Source organism: Niveispirillum sp. KHB5.9 (assembly GCF_048066115.1).
Lineage (GTDB): Bacteria > Pseudomonadota > Alphaproteobacteria > Azospirillales > Azospirillaceae > Niveispirillum.
Map to the genome: position 1 here is coordinate 150,265 of NZ_JBLTYX010000005.1, position 18,397 is coordinate 168,661.

At 66.0% G+C, this 18,397-nt stretch carries 18 protein-coding genes and 2 tRNA genes; 7 read left to right on the forward strand and 13 right to left on the reverse strand.

The window, feature by feature from the left end; genetic code table 11:
• Positions 1-47: 47 nt before the first annotated feature.
• The 6 genes from lptB to ACM9HJ_RS11460 form a co-directional block, all read right to left on the reverse strand.
• The gene (lptB, locus tag ACM9HJ_RS11435) at positions 48-824 is read right to left on the reverse strand and encodes an LPS export ABC transporter ATP-binding protein (protein ID WP_416571854.1); all 777 of its coding nucleotides are present in this window, start codon (positions 822-824) and stop codon (positions 48-50) included.
• Complete coding sequence (locus ACM9HJ_RS11440; protein WP_416571855.1) at positions 821-1,792, reverse strand: LptA/OstA family protein; 972 nt, start codon at positions 1,790-1,792, stop codon at positions 821-823. Before ACM9HJ_RS11440 ends, lptB begins: the two co-directional genes overlap by 4 nt.
• Positions 1,789-2,472: an LPS export ABC transporter periplasmic protein LptC gene (gene lptC / locus ACM9HJ_RS11445; RefSeq protein ID WP_416571856.1), complete on the reverse strand. Its 684-nt coding sequence runs from the start codon at positions 2,470-2,472 to the stop codon at positions 1,789-1,791. Before lptC ends, ACM9HJ_RS11440 begins: the two co-directional genes overlap by 4 nt.
• Before the next feature lie 122 nt (positions 2,473-2,594).
• Entirely contained in the window at positions 2,595-3,209 is a 615-nt protein-coding gene (locus ACM9HJ_RS11450; protein ID WP_416571857.1) for a ribonuclease D, read from the reverse strand.
• Positions 3,210-3,368: 159 nt separating this feature from the next.
• Positions 3,369-3,453: transfer RNA gene (locus tag ACM9HJ_RS11455), tRNA-Leu, on the reverse strand.
• A 184-nt stretch (positions 3,454-3,637) separates the two neighbouring features.
• Positions 3,638-3,722: transfer RNA gene (locus tag ACM9HJ_RS11460), tRNA-Leu, on the reverse strand.
• A gap of 266 nt (positions 3,723-3,988) precedes the next feature.
• Between ACM9HJ_RS11460 and ACM9HJ_RS11465 the strand changes: the two genes are divergently transcribed.
• A complete protein-coding gene (locus tag ACM9HJ_RS11465) occupies positions 3,989-4,663 on the forward strand; it encodes a Bax inhibitor-1 family protein (RefSeq protein WP_416571858.1) in 675 nt (224 codons plus the stop codon).
• Positions 4,664-4,790: 127 nt separating this feature from the next.
• Positions 4,791-6,389, forward strand: a complete 1,599-nt coding sequence (locus tag ACM9HJ_RS11470; RefSeq protein WP_416571859.1) for a hypothetical protein — start codon at positions 4,791-4,793, stop codon at positions 6,387-6,389.
• Here ACM9HJ_RS11470 and ACM9HJ_RS11475 read toward each other — a convergent pair.
• The 6 genes from ACM9HJ_RS11475 to ACM9HJ_RS11500 all read right to left on the reverse strand — a co-directional run bounded on the left by ACM9HJ_RS11475 (position 6,364) and on the right by ACM9HJ_RS11500 (position 11,104).
• Positions 6,364-6,642 carry a hypothetical protein gene (locus ACM9HJ_RS11475; protein WP_416571860.1) on the reverse strand — a complete coding sequence of 93 codons (279 nt, stop codon included), beginning with the start codon at positions 6,640-6,642 and terminating at the stop codon, positions 6,364-6,366. The two genes, ACM9HJ_RS11470 and ACM9HJ_RS11475, sit on opposite strands and share 26 nt — an antisense overlap.
• Before the next feature lie 109 nt (positions 6,643-6,751).
• Positions 6,752-7,708 (reverse strand): metal ABC transporter permease, encoded by a 957-nt coding sequence (locus ACM9HJ_RS11480; protein ID WP_416571861.1) that lies wholly within the window; start codon positions 7,706-7,708, stop codon positions 6,752-6,754.
• The gene (locus ACM9HJ_RS11485) at positions 7,705-8,616 is read right to left on the reverse strand and encodes a metal ABC transporter permease (protein WP_416571862.1); all 912 of its coding nucleotides are present in this window, start codon (positions 8,614-8,616) and stop codon (positions 7,705-7,707) included. The genes ACM9HJ_RS11480 and ACM9HJ_RS11485 overlap by 4 nt, the downstream gene beginning before the upstream one ends.
• Positions 8,617-8,618: 2 nt before the next feature.
• Complete coding sequence (locus ACM9HJ_RS11490) at positions 8,619-9,404, reverse strand: metal ABC transporter ATP-binding protein (protein ID WP_416571863.1); 786 nt, start codon at positions 9,402-9,404, stop codon at positions 8,619-8,621.
• Positions 9,405-9,416: 12 nt separating this feature from the next.
• On the reverse strand, positions 9,417-10,394 hold the full coding sequence (locus ACM9HJ_RS11495) for a metal ABC transporter solute-binding protein, Zn/Mn family (protein ID WP_416571864.1): 978 nt from the start codon (positions 10,392-10,394) through the stop codon (positions 9,417-9,419).
• Between the two features lie 101 nt (positions 10,395-10,495).
• Positions 10,496-11,104, reverse strand: coding sequence for an HAD family hydrolase (locus ACM9HJ_RS11500; protein ID WP_416571865.1), 609 nt, complete (start codon positions 11,102-11,104; stop codon positions 10,496-10,498).
• A gap of 164 nt (positions 11,105-11,268) precedes the next feature.
• Between ACM9HJ_RS11500 and ACM9HJ_RS11505 the strand changes: the two genes are divergently transcribed.
• Together ACM9HJ_RS11505 and ACM9HJ_RS11510 are read left to right on the forward strand one after the other, a co-directional pair.
• Entirely contained in the window at positions 11,269-12,210 is a 942-nt protein-coding gene (locus ACM9HJ_RS11505; protein ID WP_416571866.1) for a nucleoside hydrolase, read from the forward strand.
• A 45-nt stretch (positions 12,211-12,255) separates the two neighbouring features.
• Complete coding sequence (locus ACM9HJ_RS11510; RefSeq protein ID WP_416571867.1) at positions 12,256-13,038, forward strand: polysaccharide deacetylase family protein; 783 nt, start codon at positions 12,256-12,258, stop codon at positions 13,036-13,038.
• Here ACM9HJ_RS11510 and ACM9HJ_RS11515 read toward each other — a convergent pair.
• The gene (locus ACM9HJ_RS11515; protein WP_416571868.1) at positions 13,022-13,792 is read right to left on the reverse strand and encodes a LytTR family DNA-binding domain-containing protein; all 771 of its coding nucleotides are present in this window, start codon (positions 13,790-13,792) and stop codon (positions 13,022-13,024) included. The two genes, ACM9HJ_RS11510 and ACM9HJ_RS11515, sit on opposite strands and share 17 nt — an antisense overlap.
• A 172-nt stretch (positions 13,793-13,964) precedes the next feature.
• Between ACM9HJ_RS11515 and ACM9HJ_RS11520 the strand changes: the two genes are divergently transcribed.
• The 3 genes from ACM9HJ_RS11520 (at position 13,965) to ACM9HJ_RS11530 (ending at position 18,376) form a co-directional block, all read left to right on the forward strand.
• Positions 13,965-14,756 carry a MipA/OmpV family protein gene (locus ACM9HJ_RS11520; protein WP_416571869.1) on the forward strand — a complete coding sequence of 264 codons (792 nt, stop codon included), beginning with the start codon at positions 13,965-13,967 and terminating at the stop codon, positions 14,754-14,756.
• A 4-nt stretch (positions 14,757-14,760) separates the two neighbouring features.
• Positions 14,761-15,948, forward strand: coding sequence for a fumarylacetoacetate hydrolase family protein (locus ACM9HJ_RS11525; RefSeq protein WP_416571870.1), 1,188 nt, complete (start codon positions 14,761-14,763; stop codon positions 15,946-15,948).
• Positions 15,949-16,039: 91 nt separating this feature from the next.
• The gene (locus ACM9HJ_RS11530) at positions 16,040-18,376 is read left to right on the forward strand and encodes a hypothetical protein (RefSeq protein ID WP_416571871.1); all 2,337 of its coding nucleotides are present in this window, start codon (positions 16,040-16,042) and stop codon (positions 18,374-18,376) included.
• The last annotated feature ends 21 nt before the right edge of the window (positions 18,377-18,397 follow it).

An 18,397-nucleotide genomic window follows, 5' to 3' on the forward strand; every position in this document is an offset into this window, starting at 1 on the left:
CGGTTTCTAGTCCCCGGCGTATGCGGTAAGCTGGGGCCCGAACGTGGTTACAGGCTGAACCGTTCGCCCAGATAGACGCGGCGCACATCCTTGTGGGCCACGATCTCCGATGGCTGGCCTTCCATCAGCACGACGCCATCATGCAGGATATAGGCGCGATCGACGATATCCAGCGTCTCGCGGACATTATGGTCGGTGATCAGCACGCCGATGCCGCGTTCGCGCAGATGGCTGACCAGTTCGCGGATCTCGTTCACGGCGATGGGATCGACGCCGGCGAACGGTTCGTCCAGCAGGATGAAATGCGGCTGGCTGGCCAGCGCGCGGGCGATTTCCGCGCGGCGACGCTCACCGCCCGACAGGGCAAGGGCCGGCGTGCGGCGCAGATGGGTGATGGAGAATTCGGCCAGCAGCTCGTCCAGCCGCTGTTCACGCACGTCGCGGTCGGGTTCCACCACTTCCAGCACGGCGCGGATATTGTTCTCCACCGACAGGCCGCGGAAGATGCTGGCTTCCTGTGGCAGATAGCCGATGCCCAGGCGCGCGCGGCGATACATGGGCAGCGACGTCACCTCCATCCCGTCCAGGGTGATGCTGCCATGGTCGGGCAGGATCAGGCCGGTGATGATGTAGAAGCAGGTGGTCTTGCCGGCGCCGTTGGGACCCAGCAGTCCCACGGCCTCGCCCCGGTTCACCGACAAGGAGATGTCGCGCAGCACCGGCCGGCCCTTGTAGGCCTTGCCGATGCGGGACGCCACAAGCCCCGTATTGTCGGTGACCAGCCTGGGGCCGGTCGTGGACGTGTCCTGGGTCGGCTGCGTCATGGCTTCTCGCTCCCCTGCGGGTTGGCGGGCTGGCTGGGCTGCTGCGGCGTACCGCCCTGACCCTGCCGATTGGGAATGAACAGGCCCTGCACGCGGCCATCCGTCGCCGTGGTACCCGGAGGGCTGCCCGGCGGGGTGGTGGCGGATGCGGTACCCGGCACACGCGATAGAATACGGCTGACACCCGACTTCAGGTCAACCTCCGCGGCGGGGCCGTTCAGCTGATTCTGCCCACGGGTGATGCGGACATTGCCGGTCAGCAGGGCCTTCTCGCTGTCCAGGTCATAGGTGCCCTTGTCGCCGCGCGCCGTCTCGGTCTTGGTGGTGATGATGACATTGCCGTTGCCGTCGACACGGGACAGGCCCAGCTTGTCCTGTTTGTCACGGGCCATCAGCGCGACCAGACGGTCGGCGCGGATACGGTCCTGTGGCCGGGCGGCCAGCGCGTCGCCGCGGGCCACGGCCAGTTCCTGCGTCCGCCAATATTCCAGGCTGTCACGGGCCGTCACCGTCTCTTGCGGGGTGACCAGGCGCAATCCCTCGCCCGTCAGCACGGCCACCGACCGGTCCAGGTCATAGATGGCGCGCGAACCATGGGCCGTGCGCTCGCCATTCTTCAGCTGCACATTGCCTTCGGCCAGCAGGCGATAGACCTCGTTGGCGCCGTTCTGCCCTTTGCGGAAATAGGCTGCCAGCGTATCGGCGGTCAGCACCATGTCACCCTGGGTGGCGGTGGCACCGCCCCGCGCGATGGCGACCTGCAATTTCTCGTGATATTCGAACCCGGCCGGGGCATCGACCTCGATCGGCTTCGATCCGCTGCTGATGGTGAGCGACGGGGTGGCGGCGGCAGGGGCCGGTTCCGGTGCCTGCTGGGCCGTGCCCGTGCCGGCGGCCAGCGCCAGACCCAGCACCATGGGTGCCAGCAGCCCGCTCCAACCGATCATCGCCTTTCTCACCGTACTCATGGCGCCGTTTCCTTCGGCTTGTCGTTACCCTTGGTGCCCGCCTTGTCGCCGGCGCTGAAGGCGCGCAGCCTTGCATGGCCGGTGAAGACCAGCACGTCGCCATCGTCCAGCACGCGGAAGCCCCCGGCCTCCACCGTGCCCATCGGCCCCTGGCCCTCCACGGGCCGGTTGCCCCAGGCGATCCCCTTCTTCACGTCCAGCACCGCTTCCTGCGTGCGCAGCTCATAGCCGGAGCCATGGAAGAAGGAGACGGTGCCATCCAGGGCCAGCACCTGATTGTCCTGGTCGTACTTGCCCTTGTCGGCGGCCACCGACAGCCAAGTACCACGCTTCAGCGTGATGTCGGCCTGCGGCACCGACAGATCCACGGTGGAACGCCCGCCGCCCTGTTGTGCCGCGCGCTGGGCCCGGATCTCGAACGGCTGGTCGCCGGTGTCGGTGCCCAGATAGCGGGCCTGGGTCAGTTCCAGGTCGCCCTGGGCCGGGCCCGGCCGCGACTTGTCCGACGATCCGCTGAACAGGGGCCAGATGAAGATGGTCAGCAGCACCACGCCCGCCACCGCCGGCAGGGCCACCCGCGCCACCCGCACCGCCTTGCTGTGGGCGTACGGGTCCCGTCCACCGCCTGCCGGCTGGCGTGCCGTGGTCGGCCGGTTGGACGGGGCTTGGGGAGTGGCCATCGGCAGGAGAAGGGTCCTTCGGGTACGGGTGCTTGAACCAGGGTGCCAGCAGATGACAGAACAGAAGGGCATTTCTGTGACGAGCCGCACAGGGACGGCCGGCCATGCCCGCGACGCTGGGCTCAGTGCGAGAAGATATCGGGTTCTTCCCAGCCCAGCAGGTCCAGCTTGCCACGCGCCGGCAGGAAGGCGAAGCAGGCCTCCGCGATCTCGCGGCGCCCCTCACGGTCCAGCAGCGCGTCCAGCTTGGCCTTGATCTGGTGCAGGTACAAAACGTCGGACGCGGCGTATTTCAGCTGCTCCTCGTTCAGGTCCGCCGCACCCCAGTCGCTGGATTGCTGCTGCTTGGACAGCTCGATGCCCGTCAGTTCCTTGCACAGGTCCTTCAACCCGTGGCGGTCGGTGGAAGTACGGACCAGCTTGGAGGTGACCTTGGTGCAATAGACCGGTGCGCAGGTGATGCCCAGCGCCTTGTACAGCACCGCCACGTCGAAGCGGGCGAAGTGGAACAGCTTCAGCACCTTGGGATCGGACAGCAGGCGGGCCAGGTTCGGCGCGCTGGTCTGGCCCTTGGTGATCTGCACCAGATGCGCGTTGCCGTCACCCGACGACAGCTGCACCAGGCACAGCCGGTCGCGGTGCGGGTTCAGGCCCATGGTCTCCGTATCGACGGCGACGACGGGGCCCAGATCAAGGCCATCGGGCAGGTCACCGACATAAAGGGAGGTCTGGGACATCGGGTGCGTTCCTTCGCGGGCAGGCAAATGTTCATCTTCCTTATCGGTTGCCGGCGCGGCTGTCGCAAGGGGTGATGCCGCAAGGGTCCGATGCGGGAGGTCCAGAAACGCTTAAGGCCGCCGGAGCTAACCGGCGGCCTTAAGTGCGTTACATCGGAATGGTGCCCAGAAGAGGACTCGAACCTCCACACCTTGCGGTACAGGTACCTGAAACCTGCGCGTCTACCAATTCCGCCATCTGGGCGTTTTCCGAACCGTCGCTTCCCATCGTTACCGGAGGGCGGCGCGTCGTGGGGCGGGTGTATAACGGGGGGATGAGGGGGCGTCAACAGGTTTTATTCGGAAATTCCGGAAGGTCGGCGCCAGGGTCCAGAAACGCTTAAGGCCGCCGGAGCTAACCGGCGGCCTTAAGTGCGTTACATCGGGAATGGTGCCCAGAAGAGGACTCGAACCTCCACACCTTGCGGTACAGGTACCTGAAACCTGCGCGTCTACCAATTCCGCCATCTGGGCGCTTCTCCGAACCGCGCTATCCACCGTTGCCTTGGGGCGTTACCGGTGGGCGTCGCGTCGTGGAGGGGGCTTATAAGCACCCCGATGCGCCCCGTCAACAGGTGTTTTTTAGGGATGGATGTCTTTTTACGCATTGCTGCCCGATTTCCATTGATCGCGGGCCCATGCCTCCCAATATAAGGCTCCTGTACCTCTCAACAGCCCCTGTCGAGGATACTTCGATGGTAAACGGACCCTATAATCCGTATGCGGCGGGCAGCCGGACCATGGATCAGGCATCGTTCGATGCCGGTCTGCGGACCCATATGCTGCGCGTCTACAATTACATGTGCTTGGCGTTGGCAATCACCGGCGGCGTCGCCTTCCTGGGCGCCCAGAGCGAAACCCTGGTGGCGGCGATCTTCGGAACCCCCCTGAAATGGGTGGTCATGCTGGCCCCGCTGGCCTTCATCTTCTTCGGCTTCAAGCCGGATCGGATGTCGGCCTCGGCCCTGCGGACCAGCCTGATCGTCTTCAGCGCCCTGATGGGCCTGTCGATGATGGCGATCTTCCTGGTGTACACGGGCGCCAGCATCGCCCGCGTGTTCTTCATCACGTCGGCGATGTTCGCCGGCACCAGCCTGTACGGATACACCACCAAGACCAGCCTGGCCAAGATGGGCAGCTTCATGGTGATGGGCCTGATCGGCATCATCATCGCCGGTCTGGTGAACATCTTCCTGGCGTCCAGCGCGCTGCAGTTCGCCATCTCGGCGATCGGCGTGGTGGTCTTCACGGGCCTGACGGCCTGGGACACCCAGAACATCAAGGAGAACTACGCGTCCTCCTGGGGTGATGAGGCCAACAACCGGTTGGCCGTCATGGGTGCCCTGTCGCTGTACCTGAACTTCATCAACCTGTTCCAGATGCTGTTGTCCTTGATGGGCCAGCGCGACGAATAAGGCTTGATGGGTGCTAAGGCCCATAGTTGGAACGCCCGGCGCGGAAGCCTCCGCGCCGGGCGTTTCCATTTCCGGGGCCGGGCCGCTATCATCCGCGCCCTGGATGAGGGGCGCGGCGGGGGACCAAGTGGCGGGTGACACGGAACTGAGGGGCCTGACCATCGCCCTGCGCCAGGAATTGTCGGTGGGGCTGGAGGAGGTCCTGTACGACAGTGATCGCTGGATGCGGGCCCAGTCCTTCGCGGAAGGGATCGGCGATGCGGTGGCCGCCGGGGCCGATCCGGCCGGGATCGCTGCCATGCTGGACGGGCTGCCGCCCCCCCGTAATGCGCGCGAACGGGTGATGGGCCACCTGTTGCGGGCCGGCATGCTGCGGGACGGGGCGGCACCCACGGCGGCCATCACGGCGCTGATCGATGATCTGGCCGATCCCGGATCACGCCACAGCCTGGCCCAGGCCGATTATATCCTGCGGGCCATCGTCTTCGCCGTCTGGACCAACCGCATGCGGGTGGCGGATGCCGGCGCGCATGATTTGGCGCTCCGCCGTCTCTGGCACCTGATCCTGGAAAAATATCGGGCCCTGATGCCCGCCCGGCCGCCGGTGCCGGCCGTTGAACGGCAGCGGGACCTGATCGTGCTGATGGTGGGGCAGTTCATGCGCGGCATGCATCAGCCCTCCCTCGACACGCTGGATTTCGTGTCCAAGCTGGTGCTGCGCTTCGGCCGGCGGGTGGTGCTGGTCAATACCGCCGACGGCCCGTCCGGCGTGCATTATCCCTATCTGGGCCGCTTCACCAGCAGCGTGGATGACGGCCTGGTCGCGCAGACGCAGCTGGTGATCGACCGGCAACCGGTGCCCTTCATCCACCTGCCCCCCGGCTTCACCGATCCCGAGATGGCTGCCGTGACGCGCGACCGCATCCTGGCGCTGAAACCCGATCTGGTGCTGTCCTTCGGTACCCTGAACCCGGTGGCGGATTTGTGCCGGGGCCTGCTGGATGTGGTGGCGATACCGTTCGGCACCTATCTGCCCATGGCGGAGCCCGCCTATGTCGGCCTGCCGCGGGCATTGACGGCGGGTGATATCGACGCATTGGCGGCGGCGGGGCTGGAGGCGTCAGACGTCATCCCCATCCATTACGCCTATGAACTGCCCGCCGCGGGGACGCCGCGCAGCCGGGCCGACCTCGGCCTGCCGACGGATGCCATCGTCACGGCGATCATCGGCCTGCGGTTGGAACAGGAGGTGACGCGGGACTTCGCCTGCGCGCTGGACGGGCTGATCCGGGCGGAACCAAGGCTGTTCTTCCTGTTCGTGGGCAGGATGGGGGACCATGCGGCCCTGTGCGCCGGCCTGCCGCATCTGGCGGCGCGGTCGCGTGTGCATGGCTATGATCCCGACGTGCTGTCGGTGCTGCCAGCCTGCGACCTGTATCTGAACCCGCCGCGCGGCGGGGGCGGGGCCTCGGCGGCCTATGCCCTGGCCAAGGGCGTGCCGGCCCATACGCTGGGCTTTGGCGACGTGGCGAATGTGGTGGGGCCGGGTTTCCATCTGGTGGGGCTGGCGGATTTCGCCGATGCGGCGCGGCATTTCGCCGATGATCCCGCCCATCGCGCCGACCGGCAGGCCAAGGCCCGCGCCCGCTTCGCGGAGATATCGTCGCGCCAGGCGATGCTTCGCCAGATACTGGATGGGGTCAAGGCGATGCGGGCGAGAGGATAAGCGCCGTCTGGTCGGGCCAGCAGCGGGCGTTTTCTTCCATCGCATAGGTCCGGTCGGCCACGTTCTGCGGATCGCCGGGGATGAACACCGCGCGCCCGCGGCTGCCGGTGTTCAGTTCCAGGGTCAGGCGGTGGCCCTCATCCTGGTCGGTGGCCATGATGGTGAAGCATCCGCCCTGATTGGCCAGGGTACGGCAAGCGGCAGCCGTGGCCGGTGTCAGGCCCAGCACCACATAGGACAATTCCATCGGCATGAGGCCACTCATGCCGATGCAGGCCGGCGACCGCCGGCCCGGCGCCCATGCGCCGCAAGCCAAGCCGCCGGATGGCGGCGGCCGGCGCTTGAGGGAACATGAAATAAATTCACGCGGGCGCTCCCTGCATTACCCGCCTTGCATTGCGGGCGATGACGCCATAGCGCGGCGCCAGCAGGATGGAAAGCCCCAGGATGACACCGGCCAGCACGGCGATGCTGCCGGCCGCACTGACCGCACCCTCGAAGCCCAGCAACCCCGGCCCGAAGGCGCCCAGCCCATAGCCGCCGATGCCCGTCGCCCCGCCGATCAGCAGCGACAGGCCCAGCTGCGGCCCCATCCGGTCGGTATAGAGCCGGGCCGTGGCGGCGGGACAGATCAGCATGGCGATGACCAGGATCGATCCCACCGCCTCGAACGAGGCGATGGCGGCCAAGGCGGCCAGGGCCACGATGACATGCTGCACCAGCCCGCTTTTCAGGCCCAGCGTATTGGCCAGACCCGGATCGAAGCTGACCAGGGTGAATTCCTTGAAGAAGGCCAGGATGACGACCAGGCAGAAGGCGAAGACGGCGACCAGCTGCAAAACCTGCCTTGGCAGGGTTGTCCAGATCGCGGGATCGGCCAGATCGGCCCAGGCGCTGGGCCCCAGCCACAGGATGGCCTCCAGCTGTCCGTACAGCACGCAGTCCGCATCCAGATCCACCTGCCGCGCCGGCCCCTGTTCGATCAGCACGACGCCCAGCGCGAACAGGCCGGTGAACACCACGCCCATCGCCGCCCCGGCCTCCACCCGCCCCAGGCGGCGCACCAGCTCGATCATGCCGCCGGCGATCAGGGCGGCGGTCAGGGCACCGGCCATCATGGGGAAGGTGTCTCGCGTGCCGGCCACCAGGAAGCCCGCCACGATGCCGGGCAACACAGCGTGGGAAATCGCATCGCCCATCAGGCTTTGCCGCCGCAGCACCAGGAAATTGCCCACCAGCGCACAGGAAAGACAGGCGAACAAAGCCGCCAGCAGGGCCGGCAGGTCGACCGACAGGAAGGTGGCGGCATCTATGTTCATGGCGCCAGCTCCCCGGCCAGCAGCGCCTTGCGCATCCGCGCGCGGCGCAGTTCCCGGCCCAGCAGGCCGCGCGACGGCGCCACGAACAGGCTGACGAAGAAGAAGGATGTGGCCACCAGCACGATGATGGCACCGGCCGGCAGATCGGCGAAACGCGCCGACAGCAGCGCCCCGACGCCGCCCGACGCGGCGCCCACGCCGCCGGCGATGACCAGCATGCGGGCCAGATCATCGGTCCAGAACCGCGCCGTGGCGGCCGGTGTGATCAGCAGGGCGATGATCAGCACCAGCCCCACCGTCTGCAACCCCACCACGGTGACCAGCGTGACCAGCGCCATCAGCGCCAGATCGATGCGCCCGGTGGGCCAGCCCGATGCCCGCGCGAAGCCCTCGTCAAAGGCCAGCAGGCGGAATTCCTTGAAGAATATCCAGACCATCAAGGCGGCCAGCAGGGCCAGTCCGGCCAGCCCCAGCGCCTCCCCCGTCCGCATCGCCGCCGTCTGGCCGAAGATGAAGCCCTTCAGCCCGGCGGCATTGGCGGCGGGCAGTTCCTGCACCACCGACAGCAGCACCACCCCGGCCCCGAAGAACACCGACAGCACGGCACCGATGGCCGCATCCTCCGTCAGCCTTGTCCAGCGCTTGATGGCCTGGATGGTGGCGACGGAGATGGCACCGCTGATCGCGGCACCGGTCAGCAGCAGGGGCAGGGACCGCCCCTCGATCCCCAGCGCGATGCCGACCAGGAAGGCGGCGACGATGCCGGGCAGGGTGGCATGGGACAGGGCATCGCTGACCAGGGCGCGGCGGCGCAGCACCATGAAACAGCCGACCATGCCGGCGGCCAGCCCCAGGGCCGTGGCACCGCCCAGCACGACCAGCGTATTGTGGCCCACCATATCCATCATGATCAGCGCGGACCCAGCAGCAGGCCGCTGGCCCGCTGGCCATAGGCGCGGCGCAGGTTTTCCTCCGTCAGCGCCTCGCGCACCGGGCCGGCGGCGACCAGCCCGCCATTCAGCATCAGCACATGGTCGAAGGTCTCGGCCACCGTCTGCAGATCGTGATGCACGCAGATGACGGTGCGCCCCTCCGCGTCCAGTTCGCGCAGCACGGCCAGGATGGTCTGTTCCGTGGCGGCATCGACGCCGGCCAGCGGTTCGTCCATGAAATACAGCCGCGCCTCCTGCGCCAGGGCGCGGGCCAGGAACACGCGCTGCTGCTGCCCGCCGGACAGCTGCCCGATCTGGCGGTTGGCATAATCGGCCATGCCGACCCGGTCCAACGCTGCCAAGGCGGCTTTCTTGTGCTTGCCGGTGATGCGCCGGCCCCAGCCGATCAGGCCGTAACGGCCCATCGTGACGACGTCGAGTGCCGATACCGGGAAATCCCAATCCACCGATTCGCGTTGGGGTACGTACCCGATCAGGGCGCGCTGACGCTTCAGCGGGCGTCCATAGATTTCGATCGTGCCGGTCAGCGCCGGGACCAGACCCAGCACCGCCTTCAGGAAGGTGGATTTGCCGGCCCCGTTGGGCCCGACCACGGCCACCAGCCCCTGGGCGGGGGCGGTCCAGGTGACGTCACGCAGCACCAGGCGCTGGTGGTAGGCCACCGACAGGCCGGTCACGGACAGGGCACCGACGCCAGCATCGGCGCTGGGCACATAATTATCGGTCAGCAGGCGTTGCAGCATGGTCTTCGTCCCTTACCGCGCGGCCAGCCGGCCCTGGAAACCGCGCGCCGGCACGGTGCCGCCCAGGGCCTGGGCGATGGTGGTGACGTTATGGTCGATCATGCCCACATACGTCCCTTCATAGCTGCCGGGCGAACCCATGGCATCAGAATAGAGCGAGCCGCCGATGGACACCTTGTGCCCGCGCGCGGCCGCCCCCTGTACCAACGCCTGGATATTGCGATCGGATACGGAGGTTTCGACAAAAACCGCCGGGATCTTGCGATCGACCAGCAGGCTGACCATGCTTTCGATGCGCTGCAGCCCGGCCTCGGATTCGGTGCTGATCCCCTGGATACCCACAACCTGCAACCCATAGGCCCGGCCCAGATAGGAGAAGGCGTCATGGGCGGTGACCAGGACGCGGCCTTTCTCCGGCACGCTGCCCAGCACCTTGCCGGCATAGGCGTTCAGCGTCTCGTAATCCTTCGCCGCCTTGTCGGCATTGGCGGCATGAAGCGCGGCATTGGCGGGATAAAGGCTGGACAGCTTGTCGCGCACGCCCAGCAGCGCCAGGCGCCACAGCGTGGGGTCCATCCACACATGCGGGTCGGGATGGGCATCGGCCCCTTCCGGATGGATCAGCCTGTCCTTGGGCAGGACGGATGCCGCTTCATGCACGGGCTTGCCGCTGCTGGTCAGCTTTTCCAGCATCTCCGCCATCTTGCCTTCCAAAAACAGGCCGGAATGGAAGACGGCGTCGGCCTTCATCAGGGCGACCGTGTCGGACCGGGTCAGCTTGTAGCTGTGCGGATCGATGCCTTCGCCCATCAGGCTGGAGATGGTGGCCGTGTCCCCGGCCACGGCGCGCAGCAGTTCCGCCACCTGTCCCGTGGTCGCCTGCAGCACCGGCTTGGCCGCCGCCAGGGCAGGCATTGCCGAGGACAGGATACCGGCACCGGCCAGGGCAAGCAGGGTGCGGCGGGAAGGGTGGGCTTGGTCGGTCGGCACGGGACGGCTTTCTGGAATCATTCCAAACTCTGTGTCAGACAGCATATAAGCCGTTAACCAACCGCGGCAAGGCAAACTCCTGTGATAGTTCTATCGCAACATCACCGCCGTGGCACGGTGGGAATCACCATCGGGTGGCTCATCAGCGCCAGGAAGGGCAGGTCGGACGGGCGGTTGCCATAGCCGTAGGTCTCATCGAACGGTCCTAGCTCGCGCAGCAGGGAAGCCACCCGCCGCGCCTTTTCCGCCCGCACGCAATTGCCGCCCTGCATATGGCCGGTCAGAACGCCCCCCCGCACCTCCATGTCGGTGGCCAGGATGCGGTGGACGGGCAATTTCTCCAGCAGGGTGGGGATATAGAGCGACAGGCCGCCGGTGGCGACCACCACCACATCCCCGGCATCGGCATGGCGTTTCAGGGCGTTCAGGGTGGGTGCGTACCAGCGCGGCCAGGGCCGCATCCGTTCCGCCGCCCCCTGCGCCACCTCCAGCGGCACACCCTTCAGTGCGCGGTACAGCATCCCGCCCTTGATGCGGGTGCGCAGGTCATCGTCGGGATTGCTGCCGGCACTTGTCAGTCCCGCCCGGATGGCGCGGGCGAACACCAGGCCGGATCGCATGCGTCCCGCCACCCGCCCCAGATAGGGCAACAGGCTGTCGCCCCCCACCAGGGTGCCGTCGAAATCGAAGATGGCGATGCGTCGCGTCATGATGGCGGCATAAAACAGGGGTGGCCCTTCCCGCTCAAGGTTTTTCCGGCTATGTGACGCATGTCGTAGGTCAGGTCGAGCCGGAGGCGAGCCCTGACAGAGACGGCTTGAAAGCTATATCGTCAGGGCTCGGCTTCGCCTCGACCTGACCTACGGGGATTGCCATGGCGCGCGAACGCATCATCATCGACACCGATCCCGGCCAGGACGATGCCGTGGCCATGATGCTGGCCTTCGCCTCACCGGACGAGATCGAGGTGCTGGGGGTGACGGCGGTGGCCGGCAATGCATCCCTGGCGCATACGGAGATCAATGCCCGCAAGATCTGCGAGCTGTCCGGACGGCCGGACATCAAGGTCTATGCCGGCTGCGACCGGCCCCTGTTCCTGGATCTGCACACCGCCCCGGAGGTGCATGGCGATACCGGCCTGGACGGGCCCGACCTGCCCATGCCGACCATGCAATTGCAGGAACAGCATGCGGTGGATTTCATCATCGACACGCTGCGGGCCGAACCAGTGGGCACGGTGACGCTGTGCCCACTGGGTCCGCTGACCAACATCGCCACCGCCCTGACCAGGGCGCCCGACATCGCGGCCCGCATCCGGCGCATCGTGCTGATGGGGGGCGCACAGTTCGAAGGCGGCAACAGCAGCCCGGTGGCGGAATTCAACATCTTCGTCGATCCGCATGCCGCCCAGATCGTGCTGAAATCCGGGGTCGATATCGTGATGTTCCCCATGGACGTGACACATCAGGTGCTGACCCGGCAGGTCCGCATGGATCAGGTCCGTGCCATCCCCGGTGCCGTTGGCCGGGTGACCTATGAGATGCTGGATTTCTACCGCCAGTATGACGAGGCCAAGTACGGCACCGATGGCGGCCCCCTGCACGATCCCTGCGTCATCGCCTGGCTGATCAAGCCCGAGCTGTTCGAAGGCAAACAGGTGAATGTGGAGGTGGAGACGGCGTCATCCCTGACCATCGGCCAAACCGTGGTCGACCGCTGGTGCATCACCGGCCGGCCGAAGAATGTGCATTACATGTTGAAGGCCGATGCCGACGGGTTCTTCGACCTGCTGCTGGAACGGCTGGCGCGGTTGTAAAACCGGGTGATTGGTGGATAATTCCGCCCCTGGATGGGGGCGGGCATGAAGCGGATATTCGCACTGGTCGTGGCTTTGCTTTGTGTGGCGCCGGTGCTGGCGGCACCGGCCTGGAACTGGCCCGACGGGCATCAGGCCGCCATCGTCCTGACCTATGACGATGCCCTGCCATCACACCTGGACGTGGCCATCCCGCAGCTGGACAAGGCCGGCCTGAAGGGCACCTTCTTCCTGTCCGCCATCTTCGACCAGAAGCTGGTGCCCGGCTGGCGCGCCGCCGCGGCGCGTGGGCATGAGCTGGGCAATCACACGGTCCTGCATCCCTGCCTGCGCGGCACCTTCAAGATGCCGGACCGTCAGAATTCCGAATCCTATCAGGTCGGCGACATGCTGACCGAAATCCGGGTGCAGAACACCCTGCTGCACGCCATCGACGGCCGTACGGCCCGCACCTTCGCCATGACCTGCGGCCAGAAGCTGGTCGGGGATGGTGAGGATTATGTGGAGGCGTTGCGCGGCGCCGGGCTGGTGCGCTTTGCCCGCGGCATCGCCCCGCCGGCGGCGACACCGGGGGATATCGATCCCTTCAACGTTCCCTCCACCTTCTTTCCCGAGACGGTCACCGGTGCCGAACTGATCGCCTTCGTGGAGGAGGTACGCGGCCGCGGCGGCCTGGGCGTCATCGGGTTTCACGGCGTGGGCGGGGATTATTCCATCACCACCCGTCAGGCCCACCAGCAACTGGTCGATTACCTTGCCGCCCACCGCAAGCAGGTCTGGGTGGACACCTTCGACGCGGTGATGACTAGGCTTACGGGGAACCCATAGGCGGGCCGAACCGGTCGGTCACCGCCTTCAGATAGGGTTGGGACACCGGCACGGAGAGGCCGTTGCCGAGGTCCAGTTGCACGGTGCGCCCGCGTCTGGCCACCTGCCGCACGGCATCGGCGGCCACCCACCAGGACCGGTGGACGCGCAAACCTTCCGGCGCCTGGGCCACCGCATCGGTCATCCGCATCAGCACCAGGGCCGATCCCTGCGCGGTATGGACGCGGACATAATGGTCCTCCATCTCCAGGCAGAGGACGGGGCCCCGGATGGAAGCGGGCAGCTTTTCCTGCAACCCGTCGCCGGCGGGGGTGGGAGGGGGCTCTGCGCTGACCGGTGCCGGCACCGATACCCGCGCCGCGAACCCGTCCAGCAGCGTATCGGTCAGGAAGGTGAGGCCGCTGCCGACCAGCAATATCTGCCCGAACAGTCCCGCCAGCTCGTCCGGCGTGGGCTGCCAGTCGAAGCCCATGGCCTGATTGGCCAGCGTCACCACCAGCATCATCGGGATCGTGGTCAGCAGCACCCGCAGCCCCAGCGTCGGCAGCCGGCCCAGACCGGGGCGATGGCGAAGGATGATGGCGCGGGCCAGGGCGGCCAGCCCGGTCCAGCAGGCGGTAACGGATATCCAATAGCCCATGGACAGCAGCACACCCCGCTCGAACGTGCCGAACGGTCCCATCACGGCCAGCGCCAGGGCCAGCAAGACCGACAGCCCCAGTTCGGCCCATATCCGCTGCAGGGTTCCAGGCATCAAACCTATCCGCGAAATCGCGCAACCGGCTCGATCCCTATCATGGGCGGCCCGCGAATTCACGAACTTAACGGCGTAAAGGCGCAGAAGCGGTCGCGCAGCCCCCATCGTCCCCGTACCCCGGAAAGGCACCCCATGTCCGGCGGTGTTCCGATCTTCCGTGAGAATGACGATGCGTGTACCCATCCTTCTGCTGTCCGCCGCCTGCCTGATCACCGCCCCTGCCGCGATGGCGGAGGATGCCCCGCAATGGTCGGGCTTTGTTGCCCTGGGCGGCGGCCTGAAGCCGGAATATGCCGGGGCCGATAAATATGAGCCCATTCCCTTCGCCGTGGTGAACCTGGAGAAGGGGCCGTATCTGTTCGAAATGACGGGCCTGACGGCGCGTGCCGGCATGGAACTGGTGCCGGGCCTCTATGCCGGCCCGGTGGTCGGCTTCGACATGGGCCGCGACGATGATGTCGATAGCAAGCCCGTCGCCCGGCTGGACAAGATCGATAGCGGCCTGGATGCCGGCGGCTTCGTCGGGGTCCGGTTCGGTGGCAACCAATATGGCCAGGGGGAGGTTGGGATCGACCTGACCGCCCTGTTCGACATGTCGGACGTGCATTCGGGCATGCTGCTGACCGCCGAACTGTCCTATGCGGCTCTGCGGCGCCAGCAATGGTTTGTCAATCTGGATGCGCAGGCGACCTATGCCGACGCCTCCTACACGCGCACCTTCTTCGGTGTCACGGCGGCAGAGGCCGGGCGCAGCGGGCTGACAGCCTATCGTCCCGGATCGGGCCTGCGCGATATCGGGGCCGGGGTCACGGTCGGGTACCAGTTCAACCAGAACTGGGGCGTGATGGGGCGGCTGTCCTACGATTACCTGGTCGGCGATGCGGCCGACAGCCCGATCGTCAAGGATGAGGGCTCCCGCCACCAGGGGCTGGCCGGCCTCGCCATCTCCTACCGGTTCTGACGCCATGATGGGGATGAACCGGAACCTGATGCGGCGGGCCGCACTGATCCTGCCCGTCGCCGGTCTGTTCGCGCTATGGGCGCTGGCCTATGGCGGCCGGGAGCCGCCGCCGGAGCGGCTTTACGAGCAGACCATGGAACCCGATCTGACGGAGAATGTCGCCATCGCGCCCCGCGACCGCGCCCTGACCTTCGCCCGCTATCGGGAAGGGGACGTGCTGCACCTGATGCTGGTCGAAAACTATGCCGACGGCATGGTGACGGGGTCGCTGCTGCCCGGCGACGACCCGATCACCTTGTTCAACGCGCAGGGCCATGACGGGGTGGCCGCACAAGCGGGACCGCCGGTACGGGTGCCGGCCACCGCCCTGGTTCAGCCCTTCGACGGCACCGCCAACCAGATCGCCATCGGCGTCAACTACCCGGCGCACAAGGCGGAGGCGGATATGGAGGAACCGTTCCTGTTCCCCAAACTGTCGCGCGCCGATGCCTGGGCGGCGGCGGTGCCGGCGGGGGACGGTTTGCTGGATTACGAGGTGGAGCTGGGCTTCGTGGCCCTGACCGACCTGCCGGTGGACAGGCATCCCCGCACCATGGGCCTGGTGCTGGCCGCCGATTACACCGACCGGGCCCTGCTGCTGCGCCGGGTCAACCTGCTGGACCCGGAATCTGGTGACGGCTTTACCGATGCGAAAAGCCGGCCGGGATACATGCCCGTGGGTAACCTGCTGGTCATTCCCCGCGATGTTCGCGGTTTCTATGCCGACCTGCGGCTCCAGCTGTTCGTGGAGGGTGGGTTGCGGCAGGTGGCGCGGCCGCGCGATATGGTCTGGCAGTTGGACCGGATGCTGGCGGAAAGCCGGGCCAAGGCGGAGATGTCCTGGGCGGCCGACGGCGGGCCGGCCACCCTACCCATCGACAACAACGGCACCATCCCCGCCCGCACGATCATCCTGTCCGGTACCACCGACGGCGTGGTGTTCCGCCCACCCGGCGTGCGGCAGACCTTCATCGGTGTGATGGAAACCCTGTTCGTCCCCTGGCACTGGTCCTCCTGGCGCGACCGGCTGGTGGCCCGCGCCATCGGCGAGGCGCAGGCGGGTGGCCACTATCTCCAGCCCGGCCAGCAGGTGGTGATGCATGCCGACCGGCTGGGGGTGATCCATAATAAGATCGTCGGCGCGTCCCCCTAGTTTCCATTCTATTTATGGGGGAAAAAGTGATATACGAACTTGGGCGCAAAATGCGCCCAAGTCATATTCCAGATGCCAACGGGAGGTCAAAATGACCAATGAACCGGCATCCACGACGGCATTCCCGTCGTGGACCTTCACGATTCCCGCCGACGTGGTGAGTGCGGGTTTCCAGATCGCCATCTATGGGCAGGATCCCAGCAGTTCGAACTGGTACTACTGGGATTTCACCACCAGTGCCTATGTCCAGTTCCCCGCCGGGACCAACGGGCAATATATAACGCCGCTTCAATCATTTACCGCGCAGAGCGATACGGTCAACCTGCCGGCAAGCCAGCAGATACAGTCCGGTGTGGTCGCCATGTTCATCGGCGGTTCCAGCGGCATACCGGTCACCAGCGGCATCCCGGCGTCGCCCACCACGGGCACGAATGGCGGCGATGTGTTCAGCATCTTCGAATTCACCTATGCGACGCCGACCGGTGGCAGCGGCCCCATTCTCGATATCGACATTTCCAATATCGATCAGGTCGGTTTCACCTATGCCGTGACCAGCACCGGCAGCGTGCCGTTCCCCATGGCCAGCATCGGCAGTTCGGTGGCGCAGAAGACGCTGTTCGACAGCTTCACCACCTGTTTTCCTGCCGGCACTCCCTTCAATGAATGCCTTGTCCTGGGCCAATCGGGTGGTACCCAATTGCGCCTGGTGGCGCCGCAGGATGTATTGCAGGCCGTCACCGTCCCCGTACCCCCCAGCTATCTGGCGCCGGGCGGTGTGGTCGGCACTTCCGACCCGTTCGCCGACAACAGCTATTTCTATCTCGTCTCCGAAACCTCCCCGACGGGGGAAACGGTGCCCAACCAGCAGGGCGTGTTCGGTGGCTTTCTGTTGAATTCGAGCGGGCAGGCGGCCGCATCACAGATTTCCATCGGCTGGCTGGTGGATGGCAATCCGGGCGCCTATGTGCCGGTCAATCCCACGGCCACGGGCATCAATATCTATCGCGCACCCTATGCCGCGCTTGAACCCGGCACGCCGCCGCCGGCACCGGCGCAGACCAGCGATTACAAGCTGATCACCAGCCAGTCGATCAGCGCCTGGAACAAGCAGTCCGGCGATGTCTATGTCGACAGTTCGCCCGCCGCCGGCACCCGGACGCCGTGCGCCTCCTCCTACGGGTTCAGTGCGCTTTCCACCTGGTTCGACCAGCCGCTGCGCGATTTCTTCGCCTACTACATGGCGAACAGCTTCCAGCTCTACCAGTTCAACCAGGCCGGCGGCAGCAACGGCACGCTGTGGACCGGCAATGTCCAATGGGTCTGGCCGAACACCGGGCAGCCGATCACCGCTGCCACCTATATCGATGAGAAGGGCAAGGCGCAGCCCATCGCCGCGACATGGCAGTGGGGCGATGGCACCCAGGCCTATCTGGCCCTGCAACTGGTGGGCAACGCCTATGATTCCGGCAATTATTCCAACAGCACCATTGCCGGCCAGACGGGTTTGAGCCAGGGCGAGTACCAGGGTGCGGTGGTGAATATCTATTTCCCGTATTTCATCGGCAATACCGGCCTCGGCTCGGTCAATCTGCCGGCGACCCTGACCAACATGGCGACATCCAATTACGCCTTGTCCAACGCGCCGACCTGGATGAACAATGCCACCAACGACCCCAGCCAGATGGTGTTCGGCTGCGCCGGGGTGTTCGCCACCCCCAATGATCCGGATGCCGTGGCGCAGGGATTCAGCCTTCTGGCCACCAATGCCCTGACCAATATCGAGAATGTCATCGTCTCCGCGCTCAATCGCGGCGTGGCCACGGGCTATGGCTTCCAACTGGGGCCGCAGCAATATACCTGCCTCTATGCCTTCACCCAGGCCCCGCAGGTATCGGCGCCCCCATCATCCGGGGGGGTGCCGGCCGGTACCTACACCTATTATCTGTCGGCGCTGTTGAACAATGGCGGCGAAACGGCGCTGACCTGGGGACAGACCGTCACCCTGTCGGCGGCATCGACCGTCTCCCTGGCCTGGGGGCCGATCCCGTCCGCCCTTTACACGCAGGCCAATGTCTATCGCCAGGGTTCCGACGGTACGATCACGCTGGTCGGGACCGTCGCCAATACCAGTAGCAGTCAGGCCCAATCCTTCCAGGATGTGGGTGCGACGGTCACCCAGCCCACGAACGGGGCGCCTTACAGCTTCTATCCGTCCTGGAACGATGCGGGCGGCACCGGCTATGTGCCCTCCAACCTCTATTCCGCCTTCCTGCATCAGAACAGTACCGCCAACTCCACGAACGGCATCAGCATCAACGGGCTGGCCTATGGCTATCCGTTCGACGACCAGGGCGGCTTCTCGACCAACATCAATTACGGCACCGCTTTCCCCAGCAGCGTCACCTTCACCATCTCGTCCTTGACCTGATGATGACAAAAAAGGCGGGCA

What these genes read in the sequence shown, in the direction of transcription:
- lptB (WP_416571854.1), bottom strand. Translation starts at nt 824, where the DNA reads ATGACGCAGCCGACCCAGGACACGTCCACGACCGGCCCCAGGCTGGTC.
- ACM9HJ_RS11440 (WP_416571855.1), bottom strand. Translation starts at nt 1,792, where the DNA reads ATGAGTACGGTGAGAAAGGCGATGATCGGTTGGAGCGGGCTGCTGGCA.
- lptC (WP_416571856.1), bottom strand. Translation starts at nt 2,472, where the DNA reads ATGGCCACTCCCCAAGCCCCGTCCAACCGGCCGACCACGGCACGCCAG.
- ACM9HJ_RS11450 (WP_416571857.1), bottom strand. Translation starts at nt 3,209, where the DNA reads ATGTCCCAGACCTCCCTTTATGTCGGTGACCTGCCCGATGGCCTTGAT.
- ACM9HJ_RS11465 (WP_416571858.1), top strand. Translation starts at nt 3,989, where the DNA reads ATGGATCAGGCATCGTTCGATGCCGGTCTGCGGACCCATATGCTGCGC.
- ACM9HJ_RS11475 (WP_416571860.1), bottom strand. Translation starts at nt 6,642, where the DNA reads ATGCCGATGGAATTGTCCTATGTGGTGCTGGGCCTGACACCGGCCACG.
- ACM9HJ_RS11480 (WP_416571861.1), bottom strand. Translation starts at nt 7,708, where the DNA reads ATGAACATAGATGCCGCCACCTTCCTGTCGGTCGACCTGCCGGCCCTG.
- ACM9HJ_RS11485 (WP_416571862.1), bottom strand. Translation starts at nt 8,616, where the DNA reads ATGATGGATATGGTGGGCCACAATACGCTGGTCGTGCTGGGCGGTGCC.
- ACM9HJ_RS11490 (WP_416571863.1), bottom strand. Translation starts at nt 9,404, where the DNA reads ATGCTGCAACGCCTGCTGACCGATAATTATGTGCCCAGCGCCGATGCT.
- ACM9HJ_RS11500 (WP_416571865.1), bottom strand. Translation starts at nt 11,104, where the DNA reads ATGACGCGACGCATCGCCATCTTCGATTTCGACGGCACCCTGGTGGGG.
- ACM9HJ_RS11505 (WP_416571866.1), top strand. Translation starts at nt 11,269, where the DNA reads ATGGCGCGCGAACGCATCATCATCGACACCGATCCCGGCCAGGACGAT.
- ACM9HJ_RS11510 (WP_416571867.1), top strand. Translation starts at nt 12,256, where the DNA reads ATGAAGCGGATATTCGCACTGGTCGTGGCTTTGCTTTGTGTGGCGCCG.
- ACM9HJ_RS11515 (WP_416571868.1), bottom strand. Translation starts at nt 13,792, where the DNA reads ATGCCTGGAACCCTGCAGCGGATATGGGCCGAACTGGGGCTGTCGGTC.
- ACM9HJ_RS11520 (WP_416571869.1), top strand. Translation starts at nt 13,965, where the DNA reads ATGCGTGTACCCATCCTTCTGCTGTCCGCCGCCTGCCTGATCACCGCC.
- ACM9HJ_RS11525 (WP_416571870.1), top strand. Translation starts at nt 14,761, where the DNA reads ATGATGGGGATGAACCGGAACCTGATGCGGCGGGCCGCACTGATCCTG.
- ACM9HJ_RS11530 (WP_416571871.1), top strand. Translation starts at nt 16,040, where the DNA reads ATGACCAATGAACCGGCATCCACGACGGCATTCCCGTCGTGGACCTTC.